The organism is Micromonospora sp. NPDC048947, assembly GCF_040649495.1.
GTDB lineage: Bacteria > Actinomycetota > Actinomycetes > Mycobacteriales > Micromonosporaceae > Micromonospora > Micromonospora alfalfae.
Genome location: NZ_JBEZFO010000004.1, coordinates 252,604 through 273,085, shown reverse-complemented (window position 1 = coordinate 273,085; position 20,482 = coordinate 252,604). Strand labels below are relative to the sequence as shown.

The following is a 20,482-nucleotide window of genomic DNA, read 5'->3' as shown; positions in this document are numbered from 1 at the left end:
CGTCAGCCGTTGATGAGCTTTGACAGGTTGGTAAGGCTGCTGACGAGCGCGGTGGTGTAGCCCACGATCCGCCCCGCCCACTTGAGCACCGCGGCGGTGATCTGCACGGCGATCACTGGGATGGTGACCACGAAGATCGCCTCGACTGCCCACACGATCACGCGCGCGACCAGGTCCGTGATGAGGTCGCGGACGATGTCTCGGGTCATGGAGACCAGGTCTCCCGCAGCCTGGGTGGCGGCCGCCATCGCCGCGGCAGCACCGCCCAGACCCGCGACAGCGTCGAGGTTGTTCTTCATCAGCGACTGGTACGCGTCGGCGGCGTGGCCCTGCCAGTCCGGCAGGTCTCCGGACAGGTGCGCCTGTAGATCGACTGCCATCTGCTGCAGATGGCCAGCCATGTTGTCCCAGGTCGCCGCGTGCGACGCGACCACGTCGGGCATGCCGGTCAACCAGTCGAGCACCTCGCGCAACGGTTCGAAGTACTCCATTGCCCAACCGAGGCCGTTGGCCAGCAACGCGCTGAACGGGTCCAGCACCGTCGCGGCCACGTCCAGCCCGAGGGACACCCCGGCGAGCAGGTCATCCACCCAGCCCTCACTGCGGATCGCGTCCACCAGGCCTTCGACCCCGTCGGCCAGCGACGAGCCGGTCCACACCTCACGGGTCGACTGGACGCCCGCAACCAGCGACACGTCGGTCATGCGCTCAGCCGTCTGCTGATCGCGCTCATCGAGGCCGCCCCGTCGCTGTCTACACCGTCGTAGCTGCCGGCGGTGCGACGCAGGCCGTCCGCGACCAACCGTAGGTTCTCGTCGAGGGACGCGACCAGCTCGTCCTGGCGGGTGTGCCGGCCCTCCAGGACGGCCGAGATCCAGCCGCAGAGCAGCCCGTACGCCTGGTCGTTCTGCGCGATGTGGGCGCTCGCGCCGCGGACTGCCTCCAACCGGGAGCGCAACGCCTCGATCGACGCGCTGTGCGCGCGGATCTGCGCGGTGTCGGCCGTCCACCCTGCCGCGCTGTTCATCGTCGCCAGCCCTGGCCGTCGTGGGCACCCGGCTCGCCCCACCCGGGTTCCGGATCGGGTCGCAGTTGCCTGCCCACCCGATCGGCGATCGCCCGCGCGGCAGTCGACTCGGTACCGACGGTCTCCGCGATGATCTGCTGCGACCGCTCGGCCAGCTGCTCCTTCGCCCGCCGGAGCGCGTTCATGACCGCCTGGGCCACCACCTCGGGCGAGACCCGCTGAGTCTGCCGACCCAGGCGCAAGCCCAACAGGGCTCCCGTGGAGTCCACAGTGACCTCAGCCAGACCGTTGTCGTCCGCGACCGTGACCTGCAGCTCACGCAGCCGATCACTCATCACCTTCGTGTCGGTGGCGAGCTTGTCGATGCGGCCATGCCAGGCCCGTAGCTGATCCATCGCGCCATCCGGGTCAAGGACACCGCCCCCGCCCACAGCCCCGATTTCCATGCGCCTCCCCGAATAGCCCGGGATCCGGCGGGATATTGCCGAACGTCCCACGCCCTTAAGGCCAGGGTCGATTGTAGAGCATTTTCACGATCTGACTGACCCGCCGTCCCGGCCGTGACTGGCGTGACGGTGTCAATGGATTCGCTGACTTACGTCGATATTGACCGGTGCGTCGCCGAGGAGACCGCACGCGGCGATGGGTCTGTTCGCGGCAGCGTCGCCCAGGCACGGCATCCGCGGGCTCGACTATGCCGCGTTGCGTCCTGGGTCATCAGCCGATCGGATGATCAAAGGCGATGATCGGCTATTTCCATGTGCGATGGACACCGTGCGCCGCTTAGGAAGGAGGCATGACCAACGAGGTGACCGTTCCACTGCTGCCGTGCGCATCCATCGACGACATCGAAACCTTCTACGGAGTTCTCGGTTTCCGCACCACGTACAAGCAACGCAAGCCCAACGCGTGTGTAGGGGTGCAGCGTGAAGACCTGCAGCTGCAGTTCTTCGAGATCCCCGGATTCGACCCGGAACAGTCCTACGGCTCCTGCCTCGTACTCACCCCGGACATCGAGGGACTGCATCGGGCATTCGCCGCCGGCATGCGCGCCGCGTACGGCAAGGTACTGGTGTCCGGAACGCCGCGCATGACCCGGCCCAGGGCGCGGAAGAACGCCGACGGCTTGGGTGGATTCAGCGTCATCGACCCGGGCGGCAACTGGATCCGCGTCTTCCGGCACGCCGCCACCGCGCCCACGCCGGCTGTCACACCTGCCGGGCGGCTGGCCAAGGCCCTGGCGAATGCCGTCGTGCAGGCCGATTCCAGGGGAAACGTCGAACAGGCCGTTCGGATCCTCGACAGCGCGCTGGCCCGCCCGCAAGCCGACGACGACCCGGTCGAGCAGGTGGAGGTCGTGGTCTACCGCGCCGAACTCGCGATGGTGCTGCACGACCCAAAGACCGCAGCCGAGATGCTGGCCCGCGCCCAGACCGTCACGCTCACGGAAGACGAATCCGAAAGGGCGGCAACCGCGTTCGACAACGCCGCCGAACTCGCAGCAGCACTACGGTGAATCACCGTACCAACGCCTGACTGGCAACCGGGCGATAGCCGCGCCGTTCAGCGGCAGACCCGGATGTCGGCGGTGGCAGGTGGCGACGACACTGACCAGTTGGTTCGGCACCTGTCCGGCTGGGATGATCGTGGCCATGCGGTTGGAGTGGCGGTGACGGACACGTCGGATCGTGGAGTGCTGCCGGCACACGGTTCGCTGGCGGTCTATCCGGGCACGTTCGATCCGTTCACCCTCGGGCACCGCGACCTGGTGTCCCGTGCTCGGGTGATGTTCGACCGGGTCATCGTGTTGCTGGCGGTGAGCGCCGACAAGCAACCAACAGCCGAGGCCACAGCCAGGGCGGACTTTCGCTACGAGTACCAACTGGCTGCGATGAACGAGCAACTCGGTATGCAGACCGTCTGGTTGCCGCCCCGTCCGCACCTGGCGGCCACCTCGTCCACTGCCATACGCGCATACCGCATGGCGAAGTCCGCCCCGCCGCTCCCGGGGGGCCGAGAGTGACGCGCGGGGCAACCGAAACGGTGGCAACACGACGATGTGGCACGGCCAGGTGGGCGGCCTCGGCCAGCGCCAGGACGGCGTGCGGGTGGCCGGGTGCCCAACAGCGCCGCAGGAAGCCGGAGCGTGGGCCCGATTGGCCGCGAAGGCCGGCACATGATGGGCGTTCCATCGGAAGCGGATGTTGATGACGCGACCAACACTGTTCCTGACGGTCGGCCTCCCGTGCACCGGGAAGACCACTGCTGCTCGGCGTATCGAAATCGAGTGGAGAGCGCTTCGTCTGACGAAGGACGAATGGGTGAAGGCCCTCTACGGGCACGAGAATCCGCCATCGGCTCAGGACGTCATCGAAGGGCGGCTCATCGAGATCGGGCTGCGCGCCCTGGAACTCGGCAACAATGTTGTGATCGACTACGGCCTCTGGAGTCGAGACGAGCGCTCCGCTCTGCGACAGGCAGCGGCAGACCTCGGCGCGCTGGTGGAGATGCGCTACTTCGAGCTCACCCCGGCCGAACAGCGCCGGCGACTCGATCGGCGCCAAGCCGAAGCGCCGCACACGACGTGGCCGATGTCCGACGAGGAACTCGCCGACTGGGCTGCCACCATCAGCGTCCCGACCCCAGGCGAACTCGACGGCACCGAACCCATCGATGATCCACCGGCTGGTTTCGCGACCTGGAACGAGTGGCGCACACACCGCTGGCCACCGTCGGTCTCCTGACGCCGCTCCCCGTGTCGGAGGTCGACGAGGTCGTGTTGTCGTTGTCGCCCGGCAGGTCCCGTAGACATCGACCGACGGATCAGCGGGGTCAGCTTCGGCGTAGTTCGATCCGGTACCAGGCTCCCGCGTCTGTGGGGGTCTCGATCAGGGTGTCGGTGGTGCAGTTGTATCGGTCGGGAGTCCAGGAGACGCTGCCGAGCCTCGCCCGCACTTTGCCGTCGATGAGCACGGCGGCCGACGACTCCTGGGAACGTTCGGCGTCGTAGCGGATCACGCCGTCTTGCACCTGGTAGCGGGCGTCGGCTTGTCCGGACCAGATGATGTCGATGCGCTGGCGCTCGATTGTGGTCGTGAAGCGGGTTTCGTTGCCGTAGTCCAGGACGACGACGCCGTCGGGCCGGAAGGTCTGGGTGGTGCCGGTGGTGATGATCCGGTGAGTCCGGCCGGCCAGTTCCAGGTCGAACTCCCGTGACACCTCGCGCCAGGTGCCCACGAGGCAGGGATCCCCCACCGATTCGACCCTCTCGGGCGGTGGCACGGGACGTGTGCCGATGGGCACGGGATCCGGTTTCCAGAACGCGTAGTTCCCCGGCACCTCCACCGCCGCACCGGCCAGTACCAACAGCGCCAGTCCGGCGAGCCCGACAGCCAGGACTGCGCGGGCTGATCCCCGCGTGGCGTCCGCTCTGCCGGTAGATACGGGGGTCGGGATGACCCCCGCGTGGGTTCGGGAGATATGGGTGCGGCGGCGCCAGAGTCCTCCGGCCACCGCCGCGAGCAGCGCGACCGGCACCGCAATCAGTGCCCCAGATGCCGCGATCAGCGCCAACTGGAAGGTGATGAAGCTGTCGGGCAGGAAGCTCGGCAGCTCACAGGCGGGTCCCCCTGGACCGGTGAGTCGCAGGCAGTCTGAGATGCCCCGGCTCAGATAGAAGCCGAGCGTGGCCACCGCCACGGTGGTGGACACCGCAAGCGGTACCAGTACCGGTCGCAGCCGCGTCGAGCGGGCCGCGACGACAGCGGCACCCGCCGCCTGCAGCAGGGCAGCGATGGCCACGTAGGTATTGCCGTACACCAGGTGGAAGTAGAGTGGCTCTCCGCCGGTGAGATCCTGCACGTTGAAGTCCGCCGGAAGGTGACGGACGTCGGCGGGCAGCGCCTCGCGGGCTGCGAACGGCAGGGCCAGCCCGACGGCGATCACGCCGAGCCCGGCCACGGCACCGATGCGGAACGCCCGTCGTACCCCGGATGGGCGGTGCCCAGTGCGCCGGAACCAGCCCAACAGCAGCGCCGGCACCGCCCACAGCAGCACGAGCCCGGCGGTGGCGAGCGGAGTGAACTGGACGAGGACTCGCGGATAGTAGCTGTGGACGAGGCTGGTCCAGCCGGCCAGCTGGACGTACCAGCCGATCCCCCACCCCGACTGGGTGGAGTGCCACTGGACGCCCTGCAGGATGCTGCCGCCGAAGGCGGTGGCGTACCAGATCGCGAACAACGGGGCCCCGACCGTGATCGCGGTCGCGGCGCAGAGGCGCCGCCGCCTGTCGGACCGGCCGGTGGACTCGACGAGCACGGTGTCCACGGATCGCACCCATACGGTGAAGAGGAAAAGACCCGCGACGAGGATCGCCGCCGCCACGGGCAACTCGGTCACGCGCAGGAGTCCGGCTCCGCCCAGGTCAAAGTTCTCCGCGTACGTCAGAGACAACGGACCGCTGAGCGCGAATCCCAGCGCCGCGACGACGGGTAGCAGCAACTGCCGGCGTCGTGCCCCGGCTACGTCGGCGGTGCCGGTTCGGAACACCGCGCGGGCGAGCAGGCGGAGCAGGAGCGCTCCGACACCGAGTGACATCAGTGCCAGACCGACGACGAGATACTCCTCCAGCAGGCCGCCCACGGTGAGGCTGACGTTGTAGAGCACCAATCCGAGGACGATGCCGTAGCCGGCGGTCTCGGCGAGACCGGGCTGCAACGTCACGCCTGGATCGGCAACGGCCAGCGCCCGACGTGTCGGCGACGGATGGCTACCGAGCCGGGCCAGAAGCTCCGTCCACCTGCCGCCCAGGCCGATCCGTCGGGTCCGTACGGGCGGCCAGGGCAATGCGTTCACCACCCTGCCGAGTGCGCCGCCCGGCGTGTCCCAGCCAGCGGCGGTGATATCCGCGTGCAGCTCGCGGGCCCGGAGGATCGCGTTGCGGGCGAGATACACCACCGCGGTCAGCACCCCGAGCGCGACAAACGGGAACAGCACGTCGGCTACCGGGTGCGCGGTGTCCGAGGCCTCGCGGGCCCGAAAGAGATCGGGCTTCAGTGATACGGCTATGAACGGGACGACGGCGACGGCGACGAACGCCCACCAGGTCGCGATGCTGAGGTAGGTGCGGTCGACGTCACCGTTGTGCAGATGCGCCAACTCGTGCCGCAGCACGGCACGGAAGCCGGCCCGGTCGAGGTCGTAGCGCACCAGCAGACCGACGTCGAGGCAGATCCGCCGCCTACCCGGCAGCCCGAACGCCTGGCCGCCGTGGGTGGTCGAGTAGGGCGCGACGAGCCACGTCGGTGGCCGGCGCAACCCCGCCTGCTGGGACAGATCCGCGAGTTCATCCAGAAGTTCGACGTCCGCACCGCTTGCTATCGGCCGCATCCGCCGACGCCGGTACAGCCACCACGGATGGAGCAGATACAGCAGTACGGCGACAAGCAGCTCTCCCAGGATTCCCGTCCCGACCCACAGTGCCTGCTCCCGAAGGAACGGACGCATGCAGAGCCGCACCAGGGCGGCCCCGTGGACGGCCGCGTCCTCCGGTGGCGTGTAGGCGATCGTCTCCTGAACGTCGACCAGGCACTGGTCCAGCGCGGTGTTGACCGGCCCGGCCCCGGGCGATGCGATATACACCGAGCCGAACGCGACGACGCTGGATGCCAGGACGGCGGCCACCAGCATCACGAAACGGATATCGGTACTGGCCCGCAGCGCCGCTCTCAACGAGTGCGCCGGGGGTGGCAGAGCATGTTGGTCGGGTACGGGTCGGAACGGCTCGGCCCCCTCGTCCCGCGCCGTCACTGCGGTGGTTCCGTTCGTGGCTGGCTGATCCAGTCGCCCACGATCGCGGCGGCCAGCAGGTCGGCCTCCTGGGTCGGCATCCGGCCGTGCTGGATCAGGGACCGGGCGACGAGTGCCCGTACCTCGGCCCACTGTTGCGAGGTCAGCACCGGCATGCCGACTCCTGGCCCATCCGCCAGCGGCTCGCCGTGATCGGCTGCGTCGGCATCCTGGTGTGTCACCGGTGTCAGGCCCAGCAACCGGCGGACGCTCCTTGTCGACGACACGGCCGCAGTCACCACACCCAGGCTGACGACGTACGACAGCACCTGCGCCGACGCGTCCAGCAGCACCGGGGTGAGGAGGCACTCGACTTCCGGCAGGCCCAACTTGAGTTGCCCGCTGCGCGGGTCACCACCAGCAAGAGCGCGCTTCGGATCAGCGATGTACGCGTCACGCAGCAGGTCGAAGACCCGCCGCTCCGCGGCGACCTGAGCAGGTCGCACCGATGCGGCGCGTTGCAGCATGATCCGAGCCAGCTCGGCCACCATCTGTTCGTCGACGGCTGGGGTGGCCCTCACGCGGCATCACCGGCGATGCCGTCGAATTGGACACCGGCTCCTGTGGTGAACACGTAACGTACTCGGATCGCCGGCCGATCGATCGCCCGCCGGATAACCAGAACCTGCCTGTCCTGCTGCATCACGCCACGATGATGCACGGTGAGACGCGCGATCGTCACTCAAAGTCACTGTCGTCTTATTGACGTGGCTGCACCGCAGCCGGTGATCATTCAGCGATGTCACGGGTCAGGAAGAGCCTGTGGTGAGCCCGAACTCTTCGGCCACGAGGGCAAAGGAGCGAAGGCGGTCCACACTGTCGTAGATCATTGAAGTGAGCATCAGTTCGTCGGCCTGGGTGCGCTGCTGCAGCTCTGTCAGACCTTCGCGCACCGTGTCGGGCGCCCCGTGGATGACGTTGCCCACCCAGCTTTCGACGAGCTCCTTCTCCTCCGGCGTGTAAGGGCGGCTCTCCGCCTCGTCCTGGCTGGGAAGGGCAGCCTGTTTTCCCTGCCGCGCATACAGCATCATCAGCGCACCCGGTCGAGCCAACCGTTCGGCCTCGGGCGCGGTCGGGGCGCAGGTGACGTTCACGGAGACCATCACGTGTGGTGCGGCCAGGGCAGCGGACGGACGGAATGCTCTCCGGTACTCGTCGATGGCCCGCAGGGATTGCACGGGATTGATGTGGAAGGCAGCCGCGAACGGCAGGCCGAGGCGTGCGGCCACCTCTGCGCCGGTGGTCCCCGAGCCAAGTGCCCAGACGGGAAGGTTGGGCGCCGCCGGCACCACGTGCACGTTGTCACGCCGGTAGGGGTGGTTCTCCGGGAAGTCGTTCCGGAGAAAGCCCAGAAGTTCCTCAACGTCATGGCAGAAATCGCTGCCACCCGCGCCCTCGCCGCTGCGACGCAGCGCCTGCATGACCGACGGCAGGCCACCGGGACTTCGGCCGACGCCCAGGTCGATACGGCCGGGGTGGAAGGCGTTCAGGACACCGAACTGCTCGGCCACGATCAGTGGTGCGTGGTTGGTGAGCATGACTCCTCCCGACCCGAGCCGGATGAAGCGGGTCGCGGCACCGAGGTGGGCAAGGAGAACGGCAGGGGCCGGGCTGCTTGAGGCGGGGAAGCTGTGGTGCTCGGCGACCCAGAAGCGTCGGTATCCCCAACGCTCGGCGGCCTGCGCCAGGGTCGTGGTCTGTTGGAGCGCGTCGGCGGGCCTGCTCCCGTCGCCAGTGATGACCAGATCGAGGATCGACAGGGGCGCCGGACTCGTTCCGTGCCGTCCGTCCGGGGCCGCGCCTATCGGCAGATCGGTGCCGCGTCGTTGTTCCATTGCCACTCCCCTAACCGGAAACCGAAGCGAACTGTGGGTCTACTCGTGAACTGGGCCACGGCCTGTCCCGGCCGAAGGCACGGAGAGGCCCCATCGTCAGACCAACGTCTCGCCACCATCGACGGCCAACGTGGTGCCGGTCGTGAAGGTGCTCGTGAGGGCATAAAGGACGGCGCGGACGACGTCGTCCGGGTTGCCCACCCGACCAGCCGGGTTGCGGGCCGCCCGACTCGCGAACAATTCGGCTTTCTGCTGCTCGCCGAGCGCGTCGTACGCGCCGCTGTCGATGGTTCCCGGCGAGACTGAGTTCACGCGCAGCGGCGCGAGTTCCACGGCCAAGGCCCGGGTGACCGCGTCGACGCCGCCGTTGGTGGCCGCGACCGCCAGCATGCCCGGCGCCGGTTTGCGGGCGGTCGCGCCCGAGAAGAAGACGAAGCTGCCGTCCTGCGGCATGCGGGGCGCGAGGTGTTTGGCCAGCAGGATCGGGCCGAGCACCTTGGTCGACAGGGACTGCAGCACGGCGGCTGGCTGCAGGTCGCTCAGACGCCCGCGAGCACGGGCCGACGCCGTCGACACGACGTGGTCGACGCGACCCAACCGTTCAGCGAGCGCCGCGACGCTCGCCTCATCCGTGACGTCAACGGATTCGATGGTCAACTCCTCGCCGTACGCGTCCGCCAGGGCATCGCGGTTGCGGGAGGCGACGACCACGGCGGCGCCGCAGGCGCGTACGGCGGTGACGATTGCGCCGGCAATGCCGCCGCTCCGGCCGATCACCAGTACCGTTCGGTTTTCCAGTTCAGTGTGCACAACTCAATTCCTCACTTTCGCCTCCGCAGGTCCACCGGCCCTTGGGCTCGGCGTGCCGAATCATCGGGCGGAGAGAACTGCTGATCTCAGTGATTCCATCGCGTGGAAGGCTCGCGACTTGGCCGTTCCGATCGGCACGCGAAGGCGGTCGGCGGCATCTCCGGCGCTGCGGCTGTGCAGGTAGATTTCCTCGAACGCTCTGCGGCGCTCGGGGCTCAGCTTGCGGAACGCGTCGAGCATGGACTCCCGGGCCACGACGAAGTCCATCGGGTCGGCCGGCGAGGAATAGTTCTGCAGTTCACGATCGCCCTGGAACTCCTGGGGCCGCCGTACGCGCTTGCGCGCCTCGTCCGCCGACACGTTACGAGCGATCGTGAAGAGCCATGGCTGGAGGTGGTCCTCGTCGACCGGGACGTCGCCGATGTGCCGCCAGACCCTCAACATCGTCTCCTGCAGGAGGTCTTCGACGATCTGCGGCCGGTAGGTGTTGATTCGCTTGAGATACCGGAGCAGGACGCCGGAACGTTCCTCGAAGATCTGCCGCAACTTTTCCACGTCACGCCGCCGGAGAGACTGCCGGTTGTCGTGTCGTAGGAGTTGCCCTGACTCGCCGGTGATGTGCTGGCTTTCGTCGGGGCCGTCGAGGCGCGGAGCAGGAATGGCCATCATTTACTCGGAGCAGCCTTCCCGCTTTCGGGCGTGGCCATGGACAGCCGGCGGCCGAGGAAGTCGCGGATGATCGTGGCGACCGCGTCGCCGGCGCTCTCGAGCAGGAAGTGGCCGCCGTCGAGCAGGTGGATCTCGGCATCGCTGGCGTCGGTGGCGAAGGCTCGCGCCCCGTCCGGTCCGAAGATCTCGTCACCGCGGCCCCACACCGCCAGCACCGGTACGCCGCTGTTGCGCAGGTACTCGTGCAGACGAGGGTAGAGCGGCGGGTTGGTGGCGTAGTCGCGGAACAGGGAAAGCTGGACATCGTCGTTGCCCGGCCGGCTGAGCAGGGCGTAGTCGTGGTGCCAGGTGTCCGGGCTGATCAGGGTCTCGTCGGGCGTGCCGGTGAGGTACTGCCAGCGGGTCACGTCCAGGGTGAGCGCCGCACGGACAGCGGACTCGGTCTCCGGGGTCTGCTCCTTCTGGTAGTTCCATACCGTCTGCCAGAAGCTCTCGACGAAACCCTCCTCGTACCCGTTGCCGTTCTGCGTGATGATCGCCGTGATCGCCTCGGGATCGCGCAGGGCCAGCCGGAATCCGACGGGTGCTCCATAGTCCTGCACGTAGATGGCGTACCGCGTGATGCCGAGCTGCTTCAGCAGGTTGGCGGTGAGGTCGGTCAACGCGTCGAACGTGTAGCCGAACTCGTCGGCCGCGGGAGCGTCCGACAGCCCGAATCCGAGGTGGTCAGGCGCGATGACGTGATAGCGATCGGCCAGCGCCGGGATCAGGTTGCGGAACATGAACGACGACGTCGGGAACCCGTGCAGGAGGACCACTGTCGGCGCATCGGCCGGGCCGGCCTCCCGGTAGAACAGTTGATGCCCTGCCACTGAGGCATACCGGTGGTGAACGTTCGGCACGACTCCCCCTTCTCCGCTGCGGTGGACCGTCAAGACGGTTTTCGACCTGTACGGTTGCGAGCCTGGCTCGGCGAGAAGGGGCTTCGCCTCCGAATCACCACCGGTGAACCCCCGGCCTGGACCCGGGGGTGCCGGGCGGTACGTCAACCAGCGACGAGGATTCGCGTTCCTTTTCAGCAGTCCCGTCCTGTTTACGCGTTCTACCCGGGGAAGGGTTGCCAGGTCCGGGGGTGCAACCGGTGGCGGACCCGGGGCTCGATCCGGCCGGCGACGCGCAGGATTGTCCGATGGACGTTGGCCCAGACACCGCAGGCCTGCCGGCAGCCCTTCGGCTGCGGCTGTACGGTCCTGACGAGGACCGGCTCGAAGAGCTGAAGCGGGGTGCGACCGCCGGTTCCGGCGGTGGGATACGCATCGTCGGCAACAGCGGCATCGGGAGCTCATCGGCCCTGGATCCTGTGATCGGCAAGGCCGGCAACTTCCGGGTGCTTCGGGTACGGGCGGTCGCTGCCGAGCAGGAGATCCCCTTCGCGGCGTTGCATCTGCTCTGTGGTGAGCTGATCGAGGGCGGTGCGTTACTTCCGGCCGCCCACCTCGCGACACTGAGGGCCGCATTCGGTCTGCTCGACGAGCCCAGGCCCTCCGTTGGCGCTGTCGCTCCCGCTGTGCTCGAGTTGCTCAGCGGCATCGCCCAGGTGCAACCCGTCTGCGCCGCCGTCGACGACGCCCAGTGGCTGGACGAGCCAACCGCCGAGGTTCTGGCCTTTGTGGCCGCCCGCGCAACCCAGCGACCCCTGATGATCGTGATCGCCGGCACGCACACGCCGCGGCTTGACCGGTTCGGGCAGGTCCCGGCGATGCGCTCGCAGCCAATCGATCGCGGTCAGCTCAGGGCCGTCTGGCCGGGTCTCGTCGACGACGCCGTGGCCGAACGCATGCTGGCAGAATCCGGCGGAAACCTGTGCATGCTGGTGGAGTCGCTCCGGGGCCACCCGGCGGCGGAGCTGGCCGGTGGATTCGCGATTCCCAGCCCACGTCGCATCCGTTCGTGCTCGCACGAAGGTGACTGTCCGGGCGGTTTCGGTCGCCTCACGGCGGCGTCCCGGCGGCTTCTGCTCGCCGCGGCCGCCGACCCGACCGGTGACGTCCTGCTCTTCGAGCGTATGACGGCCGAGTTGGGCGTCAGCTCGGAAACCCTCATCGCGGCCCATCTGGTCGAGGTTGGCGATCACGTCACCTTCGCCTGCCCCGAGCTGAGATCGGTCAGCTACCACTCGGCCGCGCCGGCCGAACGGCGATTGATCCATCGCAAGCTCGCCGAGAACACGGTCGGCGATCCGACGCGGCGGCTGTGGCATCTCGGCCTGGCGGCCGCCGCCCACGACGACGCTCTCGCTGACGACCTCGAGACCCACGCCGACCTGGCGCAGCTCCGCGGGGGCACTGCGGCCCGCGCCGCATTCCTGGAGAGAGCCGCCCTGCTCACCAGCGACCCGGCCGGACGCGCCGACCGCGCGCTCGGGGCGTCGGCGGCGATGTACGACCACGGCGACCTTGCCGGCGCCCAGCGGCTCCTGGCCATTGTGACGCCGGAGTCGCAGGACGCCGTCCGCGCCGCTCGGCGGAACTGGCACGCGGCCCGGATCCAGTCCGTCGTGCGCTGCGGTGAGGACCCCGCGCGCCAACTGCTGGAGGCCGCCCGGCGACTGTTGCCACTCGACCCGGCCGACGCACGGGAGGCATACCTCGATGCCATCCTCACGGGGATGTTCGCCGCCGGGCCCGCGGATCGCGCGCTGCTGTCCGTCATGGCGACCGAGGCCCGCGCGGCCGTGTGCGAACACCGTCGCCGACCGGCTGATCAGCTTCTGTTCGGGCTGGCCACGCGGGTACTCGACGGCTACGCCCGCTCGGTTGCCCCGCTGCGGGCAGCGATATCGGCATTCCGGGAGCCGTCTCTCGACCCTCGGGTGGCACGGTGGCTCGGCCTCGCGGGTCTGCTGTCCGCGGACGTGTGGGACAGCCAGGCGTGGCGGGACTTGGTTCAGCGTTACGCCGCGACCGGACGGGGCCCACGGCTCGACAACCCGCCCTCGCCGTTTCCCGTGAGGGCTGGCCATCACGACACCGGGATCGCCGAGGTGGTTACGGCCGCAGCGCTGCACAACGCGGCAGGGCAGTACGGCCTGGCCGTCGAGGCTGCGCACACTGCGGTGCGGTCGGAGCATCCCGGCGTCACCGGCGAGGCGCTGATCGAGCTGGTCGAGGCGGCGGTCCGCGCGGGCGACCAGCGTCTGGCCGCAGAGACCGCGGCCCAGCTCGTGCAGCGCACCGCCCCGGCGGGGAGCGACTGGGCGCTGGGCGTCCAGGCAACCGCCGAGGCGCTGCTCGCCAAGGACCGGAACGCGGAGGCGGCATACCGGGAGGCCATCGAGCGGCTCGGCCGTACCGGCCTGCTCGATCGGCTGGCACGGGCCGAGCTGCTCTACGGCGAGTGGTTGCGTCGGCGTAACCGCCGCGTCGAAGCCCGGGCTCAGCTTCACGCCGCGAGCAGGCATTTCGGCGAGGTCGGCGCCGTTGCCTTCACCGAGCGCGCCCGCCGGGAACTGCTCGCGACCGGGGAGGACACGCGTCAGCAGACCGACGGGGGCCGTCGGCAGCTGACCCCGCAGGAGACCCAGGTCGCCTCGCTGGCCCAGGCCGGGTTGAGCAACGCCGAGATCGCCGCACAGTTGGCCATCAGCCCTCGTACCGCCGAATACCACCTGTACAAGGCCTTCGCCAAGCTCGGCGTCAGGTCCCGTGCGAAGCTACAGCGACTTCGGGATCTGTGCGGGCAGGCCGGCACTCCTGCGGGATCGTGATCTGGCGTCAACGAACGGTCAGGTGTCGTTCCCGTCTCGATACGCCTCCAGCAGCCGCAGCCACACCTCACTGACCGTCGGAAATGACGGCACGGCGTGCCACAGCCGGCTGATGGGCACCTGCCCGGCCACGGCGACGGTGGCCGAATGAAGCAACTCGGCGACTCCGAGCCCCACGAAGGTCACGCCGAGAAGGTGCTCGGTTGCGCTGTCGACGACCATGCGGGCACGGCCCTGGTAGTCGTCGGCGAACAGGCGAGCGCCAGCGACGGCTGCCGCCATGTCGACGTCGACGACCCGCACGTCATACCCATCGCGGCGCGCCTGGTCGGCGGCGAGCCCGACCGCCGCAACCTCGGGATCGGTGAAGATGACCTGTGGCAGGGCGTGCACGTCAGCCGTCGCCGCGTGCCGACCCCAGGTCGAGGTGTCCAGGGCCCTGCCTGCGGCAACGGACGCGATGGCGTTGCCGACGATGCGGGCCTGGTACTTACCCTGGTGGGTCAACAGCGCGCGGTGGTTGACGTCACCGATCGCGTACAGCCAGCCGCCTTCGACGCCGTGTACCCGGCAGGTGTCGTCCACGTCGAGCCAGGACCCCGGCCTGAGCCCCACCGTCTCGAGACCGATGTCGCCCGTGAGCGGGACGCGACCGACGGCGACGAGCACCTCGTCGGCTTCCACCTCGGCCCCATCGTCGAGGACAAGCGTCACGGGATCGGTGGGTGACGGCCGGCGCATCGACGTCACTGTCGTCCCATGCCGGACGTCGACGCCCGCCTTCTGCAGAGCCGAGCCGACCATCTCGCCGGCGAAGGATTCGAGCCGTGGTAGGAGACGCGACTCCCGCGCCAACAGCGTCACCGCGGACCCGAGACCCTGCCACGCGGTGGCCATCTCCACACCGACCGCGCCGCCACCGATGATCGCCAAGCGGCCGGGTACGGCCGAGGTGTCGGTGCCGTTCCGGTTCGTCCAGACCCACGCCTCTGCGATACCCGGCATGTCCGGGATCGCCGCGCGGCTGCCGGTGCAGACCACCACCGCGTGTCGGGCCTTCAGACCGACGATCTGGTCTTCCGGGGTTGCGACGGCGACCCGGCGCGGACCGTCGACACGGCCGTGACCACGGAACAGGTCGGCGCCGATGTCCTTGACCCACTGCGCCTGCCCAGAGTCGTCCCAACCAGTGACGAAGAGGTCGCGGCGGCGAAAGACACCGGCAGCTTCGACGGGTCCTGTGACGGCCTGCCGTGCACCGTCAAGCCGGCGGGCCTCGTCCACAGCGATGACCGGGCGAAGCATCGCCTTGCTCGGGATGCACGCCCAGTAGGAACATTCACCGCCGACGAGTTCCTTCTCGACCATCGCCACGGTGAGGCCAGCTGCCGTGGCGCGCGCGGCGACGCTCTGTCCGACGGGACCACCGCCGATGACGATCACATCGTAGGTCCTGTCCGAGGAAGCCTCGAATTCGGAGTTTCCCACTGTTCTCGCCTTTCGGGATCGCACAGTCAGGTCAGCTTCGATCACTGTCGCAGTCAGCCGTGCCGGGCGAGTCCGTATTGACCCCGGACCAGACCCCGGGAATCCCGGCGAGCTACCCGGGGCTGGACGCATCACGACTCGTGGCAGTTCTGGTCGGAGCGGTCGGATGTCAGGCGCGTGGCGGAGGGTTCCCGAATCCGTCCGAGCGCGATGCGCACCGCCTCCTCGTGCAGGACGCGCAGTGACTCGTGCAGCGTGCCGTCGGCGCGGTGCGCCGCCTTCCGGGCGCACTCAAGTGCCTTCAGCCGCAGAAGCATCCGCTGCGTGATCCGGTCGAGTTGTGGACGCACATCGGACTCCAGATTCGGCCGGTACCGTGGCCGTAGTTCCGGATGATCACTCCACAGGGCGTGCAGGCGCCGCTGGAGCACTTTGTTGGCCTCGATCTGGGCCCGGAAGAAGCGACAGCTGAGCGACGGGTCGATTCCGATCTCCCGGGACCGCGCGACGACGTCCGCGAGCAGCCGCTCCTCCCGAGCCTCGTCGTCGATCGGGGTCGTGCTGCCGTACTTGGCGGCGGCGACTTCGTCGCCGAGCGCGAGCCGTTCCGCGGCGAGTGCCCTGAGCAGCGACTCCTGCTCAGCCACGTCATCGGCGGAAGCCTGGCTGTTCAGGTCTGACCATTCCATGACAGCTCTCACGTCGGCCTCGGCGCCCGGTTCCGCCGCCGGCCTGTGCCTACCGCCACGTTGCACGCCGTCTGCCGTCTCAGCGCAGCAGCGGTATGACCTTGGCGAAGGTGCGCATGTCCTGTTCCAGCACGCTGATGTAGGTGACGCCAAACTGCTCGCGATACCGCAGCAGGCGTTCGGCGATGGCGGCCGGCGAACCAACGAGAAAGGCCGGCAGCTTGGCGACCTCGTCGGGCGACCGGCCGGACATGGTGGTGCCCAGCGTCAGATCCACGTCTGAGACCGTCGTCCCCACACCGGCCACGAACAGGTTCAACTCGATGTCCTGGACGCGCTCCCCCGCTGCGCTACGAACCCAGTCGACGCGACCGGTGAACGCATCCTCCGGCGCGCCCGGCCCGATGTTCGCCAGGATGGAGAAACTGATGATGTTCGCCTCGCGGGCTGCCAGTTCGAGCATGCGCCTGCCGCCTCCCGCGATCATGATCGGCGGAACCGGTGAATCGGGTTCCTTCGTCAAGCGTTCGCGGACGTCGGCCAACACCTCGACCAGTCGACCCACCCGGGCAGCGGGCGTACCGAAGGGCTTGCCGACCGCGGCGAACTCCGCCTCGACGTAGCCCGCGCCGATGCCGAACTCGAAACGGCTCCCGGTCAGGCGGTGGACGTCGGCGACGTTCTGGGCCAGATAGGCCGGCTCCGCCACCCCGGCATTGATGACATAGGTTCCGAGACGCAGGCGGCTCACGTCAGCAGCGGCCATCAAGGCGGGGAACGGCGCCACCATACCCAGATGGTCGGGAACCTGGAGGATGTCGTACCCCAGATCCTCGACCTCCCGAACGCGGTCGTGCCACTGGGCGCGCGACCTACTCGGCATCAACAGGTTGACTCCGAAGCGGAACCGGCGATCGCTCATGGTCGTGCCTCTCGTGGATCCTCCGTGCGGATCTGTCACGCTGGCGGCGTCCGCCAGAATCCGCGTCGGTATACACCCGGGGTTCGGCACGGGTCGCCTCCCCCCGGGCGCACCCCGGAGAGCGAGGTCACGAGAACTCCTCCCGGCGTCAGCCGTGATGTCAGGCATGAACACGACAGCGACCGCCGCTGTCAAACTCGTCGGCGAGGCACGCGATCGTCTCGCCCTGACGAACCTCGGTCGCATGGTCGTCCTGCCTCGTCAGGCCCCGCAGGTCTGGTGGAGGGTGCAGTCAGACGTCGACCTCGCGGTTTGCCGCCGCCCCGATCCGGAAAGGATCTTGTCATGACCATTTGGAGCAGGCTCAAGGAGCGACGGGACAGGCAGATCCAGCAGCGGCGCCAGGAGGCGTACCTGCGTGCGACAGCAGGAGGAGCCACGCCGGAAGAGGCCCGCAAGGCTGCGGACCGGGCGGAGAGAAGCGGGACGAACGCCGCCATCATCGGCTCGATCAACAGTTGATGTCGACGAAGATGACGCGCAGGCCCGAACGCGACGGGCTGCGCGTCATCATCCTGTGACCGACCCCGCTGTTCGAGCTGAACCGCGCCACGCGAACCCGCCTCTGTGATCTCTCACACCGGGAGAACTTCACCCGTGGCGGCTCGTATCTCCTGGTTGTGAGTGCTCAAATCCAGGACATCGAGGCCGGGGATCGGCGCGAACCGTCGCGTCGCACCACCGCCCGGACAGTCCTTCTCGTGATGTGGTTCGCCGTCGGCGTGGACGCGATTGCGAACCTGGTTCCCTTGCCGCTGGCGGCCTCGGTGGTGACCGTGGTGAGCCTGCTGATGGAGCTGACGTTCGCCCTGTCGCACGCGGCGGTGGCCTACCGATGGCGGGGGGCTCTGGTCTTTCTCCTGCTGGCGCTAGTGGTCAGCAACGTCATCGAGGACATCGGTGTGCTGACTGGCGTGCCGTTCGGCCACTATCACTACACGGACGAGCTGGGTGCCAAGCTGTTCGAGGTACCCGTGTTGATCGGGCCGGCCTACTTCGCTGTCGGTTACATGGCCTGGGCCATTGCGACAATCCTGTTCCGTCCGGTGCACCGGGGCAGCCCTGTCGTCGCAGTCATCGGCACGCCCCTGGTCGCCTCCTTCGCCATGGTGGCCTGGGATCTGGCCCTGGACCCGTCGTCGTCGACCCTGCGCGGGCGTTGGGAGTGGGAGCACGGCGGTGGCTACTTCGGGGTGCCGCTCACGAACTTCCTCGGCTGGAGCCTGACCGTATACATCTTCTACCAGCTCTTCGCGCTGTACCTGCGTCGCTGGGGGCCCGAGGCCGACAGTCTCGAACGGCGGCGCGGTGGCTACCTGGCGCTACCGATCGTCGCCTACGTCGTGGTGGCCGGGGACTACGTCGTCACCTGGCTGACCGGCGGCCACGCTTCTGTGCCGGCACACGTCCTGGATGCCACCGGACACCTCTGGCGCGCCACCGACGTCTACGAAAGCTCGGCCCTCTCCGCTCTCTACGGGATGGGCTCCCTGGCCCTGCTGGCCGCTCTCCGGCTGGCCGACAAGAACCGTTCCTAGTCAGTCCCGGGTCCAACAAGAGGAGTACCACCTTGTCCAGCTCTTCCGTTCGCCCTTCGTTCCTGCTCGTCCACGGCGGCTATCACACCGCGTCCTCCTGGTCGCCTGTGCGAGACAAGCTCGCCGCCGACGGATGGCACTCCGAGGCGATCAGCATGCCCAGCGCGGGCGAGCAGCCCACCGCGGGCCTGTACGACGATGCCGAGGCGCTGGCCGCGAGGCTGCGGCGGATCCGAGGCCCGGTCGTGGTTGTCGGTCACTCCCACGCTGGCCTGACCATCACGCAACTCGCCGATGAACACCCGAACCTCGTCCGCCTGATCTACGTCGCCGCCTTCATGCCGACCGAAGGCGTCTCCGCCGCGACGGCCTTCGGCATCCCGGTGCCTGATGACCCGAGCGGCCTCGCGCCGCGCGAGGCGTACGGGAATCCGCGGGAGACGTTCTACTCGGACCTCTCGGACGTCGACGCGAAGGCGGCCATCGACCAGCTAGTCGACCAGAGCCTGCTCTCGTGTGTGCAGCCGACGACACGGGCGGCTTGGCGCAAGGTCCCCTCGACCTACGTGATCTGCACAGAGGACAAACAGTTCCCGGTCTCTCTGCAGGAGCAGTACGCGGCGCAGGCGACTGATGTCGTGCGGATCCCGACGGGCCACTCGCCGATGCTGTCGACGCCGGGCCGGGTCGCGGACATCCTGACATCTCGCGCAGGCGAAGCCGTCCGGAGCTAGGAATGTGAACCGACTGACCCGGGCGATGAGACAGCCCCTGTCGGGGATGTCATTGCTGGTCCGGTCGTTCTCTGCCAGGTTGTCAGAGGGTCGAGAGGAACTGGAGAAGCAGCCGGTTCACCTCTTGCGGGCGTTCCTGCTGAATCCAGTGTCCGCAACCCGGAAGGAAGATCGGCTCGGCGAACCGGTCGTGCCGACGGGGAAGGGTCTGCACGTAATCGCGGAGCCCGCGGAACGCCAATACCGGATCCAGATCGCCCGAGATGAACTGCGCGGGCATCGGCAAGCGAACCCCGTCAAAGGCAGCGGTGAGCTCCCAGTTGCGGTCGAGGTTGCGATACCAGTTGAATGCGCCGGTAAAGCCGTCCTCGAACTGGGCGGCATAAATCTCCAAGTCCTGTTCGGTCAGCCATCCCGGCAGCGCCGTGCTGTGCTCCGGGTCGATCGCCTCCAGCAGCCCACCGCCCAGGGGGACCAGCATGTCCCGGGGAACCTGGTTCGCCGGGTTGTCCCCGCTCACGCCGTAGAAGGTGCGACGCAGGCTCGTCATCGGGTCACGGCCGAACTCTTCGTCAGCGACGCCGGGCTCCTCGATGTAGTTCACGTAGAACCGCCCGTGGTGCATCGCACGCATCGTGGCCAGCTGTCCACCCTCTCCCCGTAGATAAGGGGGAACACTCAGCCCCACCACACCCCGGACCAGGTCAGGACGCATGAGGGCGAGATTCCACGCGACAGTGGCACCCCAGTCGTGGCCCACCAGCACGGCGTCAGGGGCCTCCAGCTCTCGCATGAGGCCGGTGATGTCGCCAACCAGATGCATGATGGAATAAGCCTCGACCGCCGTCGGACGCGAGCTGCTGCCATAACCACGTTGGTCGGGAGCGACCACCCGGTAGCCGGCTTCGACCAACGGGCGAATCTGGTGTCGCCATGAGTGAGCCGTCTCCGGAAAACCGTGCAGCAGTAGGACGAGGGGCCCGTCCCCCTCCTCCAATATGCTGATAGTGATTCCGTTGGCCTCGACGAGACGACGCTGTGACATGCAACTCCAGTTGTGCTTCGTGGTCGGCGACCCGAGTCGGCAGACTGTTGCC

General features: G+C 68.3%; 21 protein-coding genes. 7 read left to right on the top strand and 14 right to left on the bottom strand.

Annotated elements, in window-relative coordinates:
* Window positions 1-2 precede the first annotated feature (2 nt).
* Genes AB0B98_RS08565 through AB0B98_RS08555 form a run of 3 tightly spaced genes read right to left on the bottom strand, consistent with a single transcriptional unit; the run spans window position 3 to window position 1,422 of the window.
* Window positions 3-704, bottom strand: a complete 702-nt coding sequence (locus AB0B98_RS08565) for a hypothetical protein (protein WP_238668103.1) — start codon at window positions 702-704, stop codon at window positions 3-5.
* On the bottom strand, window positions 701-1,027 hold the full coding sequence (locus tag AB0B98_RS08560) for a hypothetical protein (RefSeq protein WP_357361575.1): 327 nt from the start codon (window positions 1,025-1,027) through the stop codon (window positions 701-703). The genes AB0B98_RS08565 and AB0B98_RS08560 overlap by 4 nt, the downstream gene beginning before the upstream one ends.
* A complete protein-coding gene (locus AB0B98_RS08555; RefSeq protein ID WP_357361574.1) occupies window positions 1,024-1,422 on the bottom strand; it encodes a YbaB/EbfC family nucleoid-associated protein in 399 nt (132 codons plus the stop codon). Before AB0B98_RS08555 ends, AB0B98_RS08560 begins: the two co-directional genes overlap by 4 nt.
* Before the next feature lie 401 nt (window positions 1,423-1,823).
* On the opposite strand from AB0B98_RS08555, the gene AB0B98_RS08550 reads away from it, so the two are divergent.
* The 3 genes from AB0B98_RS08550 (at window position 1,824) to AB0B98_RS08540 (ending at window position 3,771) form a co-directional block, all read left to right on the top strand.
* Window positions 1,824-2,543, top strand: coding sequence for a VOC family protein (locus AB0B98_RS08550; protein ID WP_357361573.1), 720 nt, complete (start codon window positions 1,824-1,826; stop codon window positions 2,541-2,543).
* A 153-nt stretch (window positions 2,544-2,696) separates the two neighbouring features.
* On the top strand, window positions 2,697-3,050 hold the full coding sequence (locus tag AB0B98_RS08545) for an adenylyltransferase/cytidyltransferase family protein (RefSeq protein WP_357361572.1): 354 nt from the start codon (window positions 2,697-2,699) through the stop codon (window positions 3,048-3,050).
* Window positions 3,051-3,228: 178 nt separating this feature from the next.
* Window positions 3,229-3,771, top strand: a complete 543-nt coding sequence (locus AB0B98_RS08540) for an ATP-binding protein (RefSeq protein WP_357361571.1) — start codon at window positions 3,229-3,231, stop codon at window positions 3,769-3,771.
* 88 nt (window positions 3,772-3,859) lie between these two features.
* On the opposite strand, the gene AB0B98_RS08535 is transcribed toward AB0B98_RS08540, so the two are convergent.
* The 7 genes from AB0B98_RS08535 to AB0B98_RS08505 form a co-directional block, all read right to left on the bottom strand.
* Window positions 3,860-6,709 (bottom strand): M48 family metalloprotease, encoded by a 2,850-nt coding sequence (locus tag AB0B98_RS08535; protein ID WP_357361570.1) that lies wholly within the window; start codon window positions 6,707-6,709, stop codon window positions 3,860-3,862.
* A 122-nt stretch (window positions 6,710-6,831) separates the two neighbouring features.
* Entirely contained in the window at window positions 6,832-7,395 is a 564-nt protein-coding gene (locus tag AB0B98_RS08530; protein WP_357361569.1) for a hypothetical protein, read from the bottom strand.
* Window positions 7,392-7,556 (bottom strand): hypothetical protein, encoded by a 165-nt coding sequence (locus tag AB0B98_RS08525; RefSeq protein WP_357361568.1) that lies wholly within the window; start codon window positions 7,554-7,556, stop codon window positions 7,392-7,394. The genes AB0B98_RS08530 and AB0B98_RS08525 overlap by 4 nt, the downstream gene beginning before the upstream one ends.
* A gap of 67 nt (window positions 7,557-7,623) precedes the next feature.
* The gene (locus tag AB0B98_RS08520; protein ID WP_357361567.1) at window positions 7,624-8,709 is read right to left on the bottom strand and encodes an LLM class flavin-dependent oxidoreductase; all 1,086 of its coding nucleotides are present in this window, start codon (window positions 8,707-8,709) and stop codon (window positions 7,624-7,626) included.
* A gap of 96 nt (window positions 8,710-8,805) precedes the next feature.
* Entirely contained in the window at window positions 8,806-9,519 is a 714-nt protein-coding gene (locus AB0B98_RS08515; protein WP_357361566.1) for an SDR family oxidoreductase, read from the bottom strand.
* 60 nt (window positions 9,520-9,579) lie between these two features.
* On the bottom strand, window positions 9,580-10,188 hold the full coding sequence (locus tag AB0B98_RS08510) for a sigma-70 family RNA polymerase sigma factor (protein WP_357361565.1): 609 nt from the start codon (window positions 10,186-10,188) through the stop codon (window positions 9,580-9,582).
* The gene (locus AB0B98_RS08505) at window positions 10,185-11,090 is read right to left on the bottom strand and encodes an alpha/beta hydrolase (RefSeq protein ID WP_357361564.1); all 906 of its coding nucleotides are present in this window, start codon (window positions 11,088-11,090) and stop codon (window positions 10,185-10,187) included. The genes AB0B98_RS08510 and AB0B98_RS08505 overlap by 4 nt, the downstream gene beginning before the upstream one ends.
* Before the next feature lie 128 nt (window positions 11,091-11,218).
* Here AB0B98_RS08505 and AB0B98_RS08500 point away from each other — a divergent pair, with 128 nt between their 5' ends.
* Entirely contained in the window at window positions 11,219-13,954 is a 2,736-nt protein-coding gene (locus AB0B98_RS08500; RefSeq protein ID WP_357361563.1) for a LuxR C-terminal-related transcriptional regulator, read from the top strand.
* 18 nt (window positions 13,955-13,972) lie between these two features.
* On the opposite strand, the gene AB0B98_RS08495 is transcribed toward AB0B98_RS08500, so the two are convergent.
* The 3 genes from AB0B98_RS08495 to AB0B98_RS08485 form a co-directional block, all read right to left on the bottom strand.
* Window positions 13,973-15,442, bottom strand: coding sequence for an NAD(P)/FAD-dependent oxidoreductase (locus AB0B98_RS08495; protein ID WP_357361562.1), 1,470 nt, complete (start codon window positions 15,440-15,442; stop codon window positions 13,973-13,975).
* 131 nt (window positions 15,443-15,573) lie between these two features.
* A complete protein-coding gene (aroQ, locus tag AB0B98_RS08490) occupies window positions 15,574-16,131 on the bottom strand; it encodes a gamma subclass chorismate mutase AroQ (protein ID WP_357285560.1) in 558 nt (185 codons plus the stop codon).
* Between the two features lie 79 nt (window positions 16,132-16,210).
* Window positions 16,211-17,053, bottom strand: a complete 843-nt coding sequence (locus AB0B98_RS08485; protein WP_357361561.1) for a TIGR03621 family F420-dependent LLM class oxidoreductase — start codon at window positions 17,051-17,053, stop codon at window positions 16,211-16,213.
* A gap of 345 nt (window positions 17,054-17,398) precedes the next feature.
* Here AB0B98_RS08485 and AB0B98_RS08480 point away from each other — a divergent pair, with 345 nt between their 5' ends.
* The 3 genes from AB0B98_RS08480 (at window position 17,399) to AB0B98_RS08470 (ending at window position 19,385) form a co-directional block, all read left to right on the top strand.
* Window positions 17,399-17,575: a hypothetical protein gene (locus AB0B98_RS08480; protein ID WP_357285567.1), complete on the top strand. Its 177-nt coding sequence runs from the start codon at window positions 17,399-17,401 to the stop codon at window positions 17,573-17,575.
* A 158-nt stretch (window positions 17,576-17,733) separates the two neighbouring features.
* Complete coding sequence (locus AB0B98_RS08475; RefSeq protein WP_357361560.1) at window positions 17,734-18,651, top strand: carotenoid biosynthesis protein; 918 nt, start codon at window positions 17,734-17,736, stop codon at window positions 18,649-18,651.
* Between the two features lie 32 nt (window positions 18,652-18,683).
* The gene (locus tag AB0B98_RS08470) at window positions 18,684-19,385 is read left to right on the top strand and encodes an alpha/beta hydrolase (protein ID WP_357361559.1); all 702 of its coding nucleotides are present in this window, start codon (window positions 18,684-18,686) and stop codon (window positions 19,383-19,385) included.
* 82 nt (window positions 19,386-19,467) lie between these two features.
* Here the strand turns inward: AB0B98_RS08470 and AB0B98_RS08465 are convergent, their stop codons facing one another.
* On the bottom strand, window positions 19,468-20,430 hold the full coding sequence (locus tag AB0B98_RS08465) for an alpha/beta hydrolase (protein WP_357361558.1): 963 nt from the start codon (window positions 20,428-20,430) through the stop codon (window positions 19,468-19,470).
* Window positions 20,431-20,482: the final 52 nt, after the last annotated feature.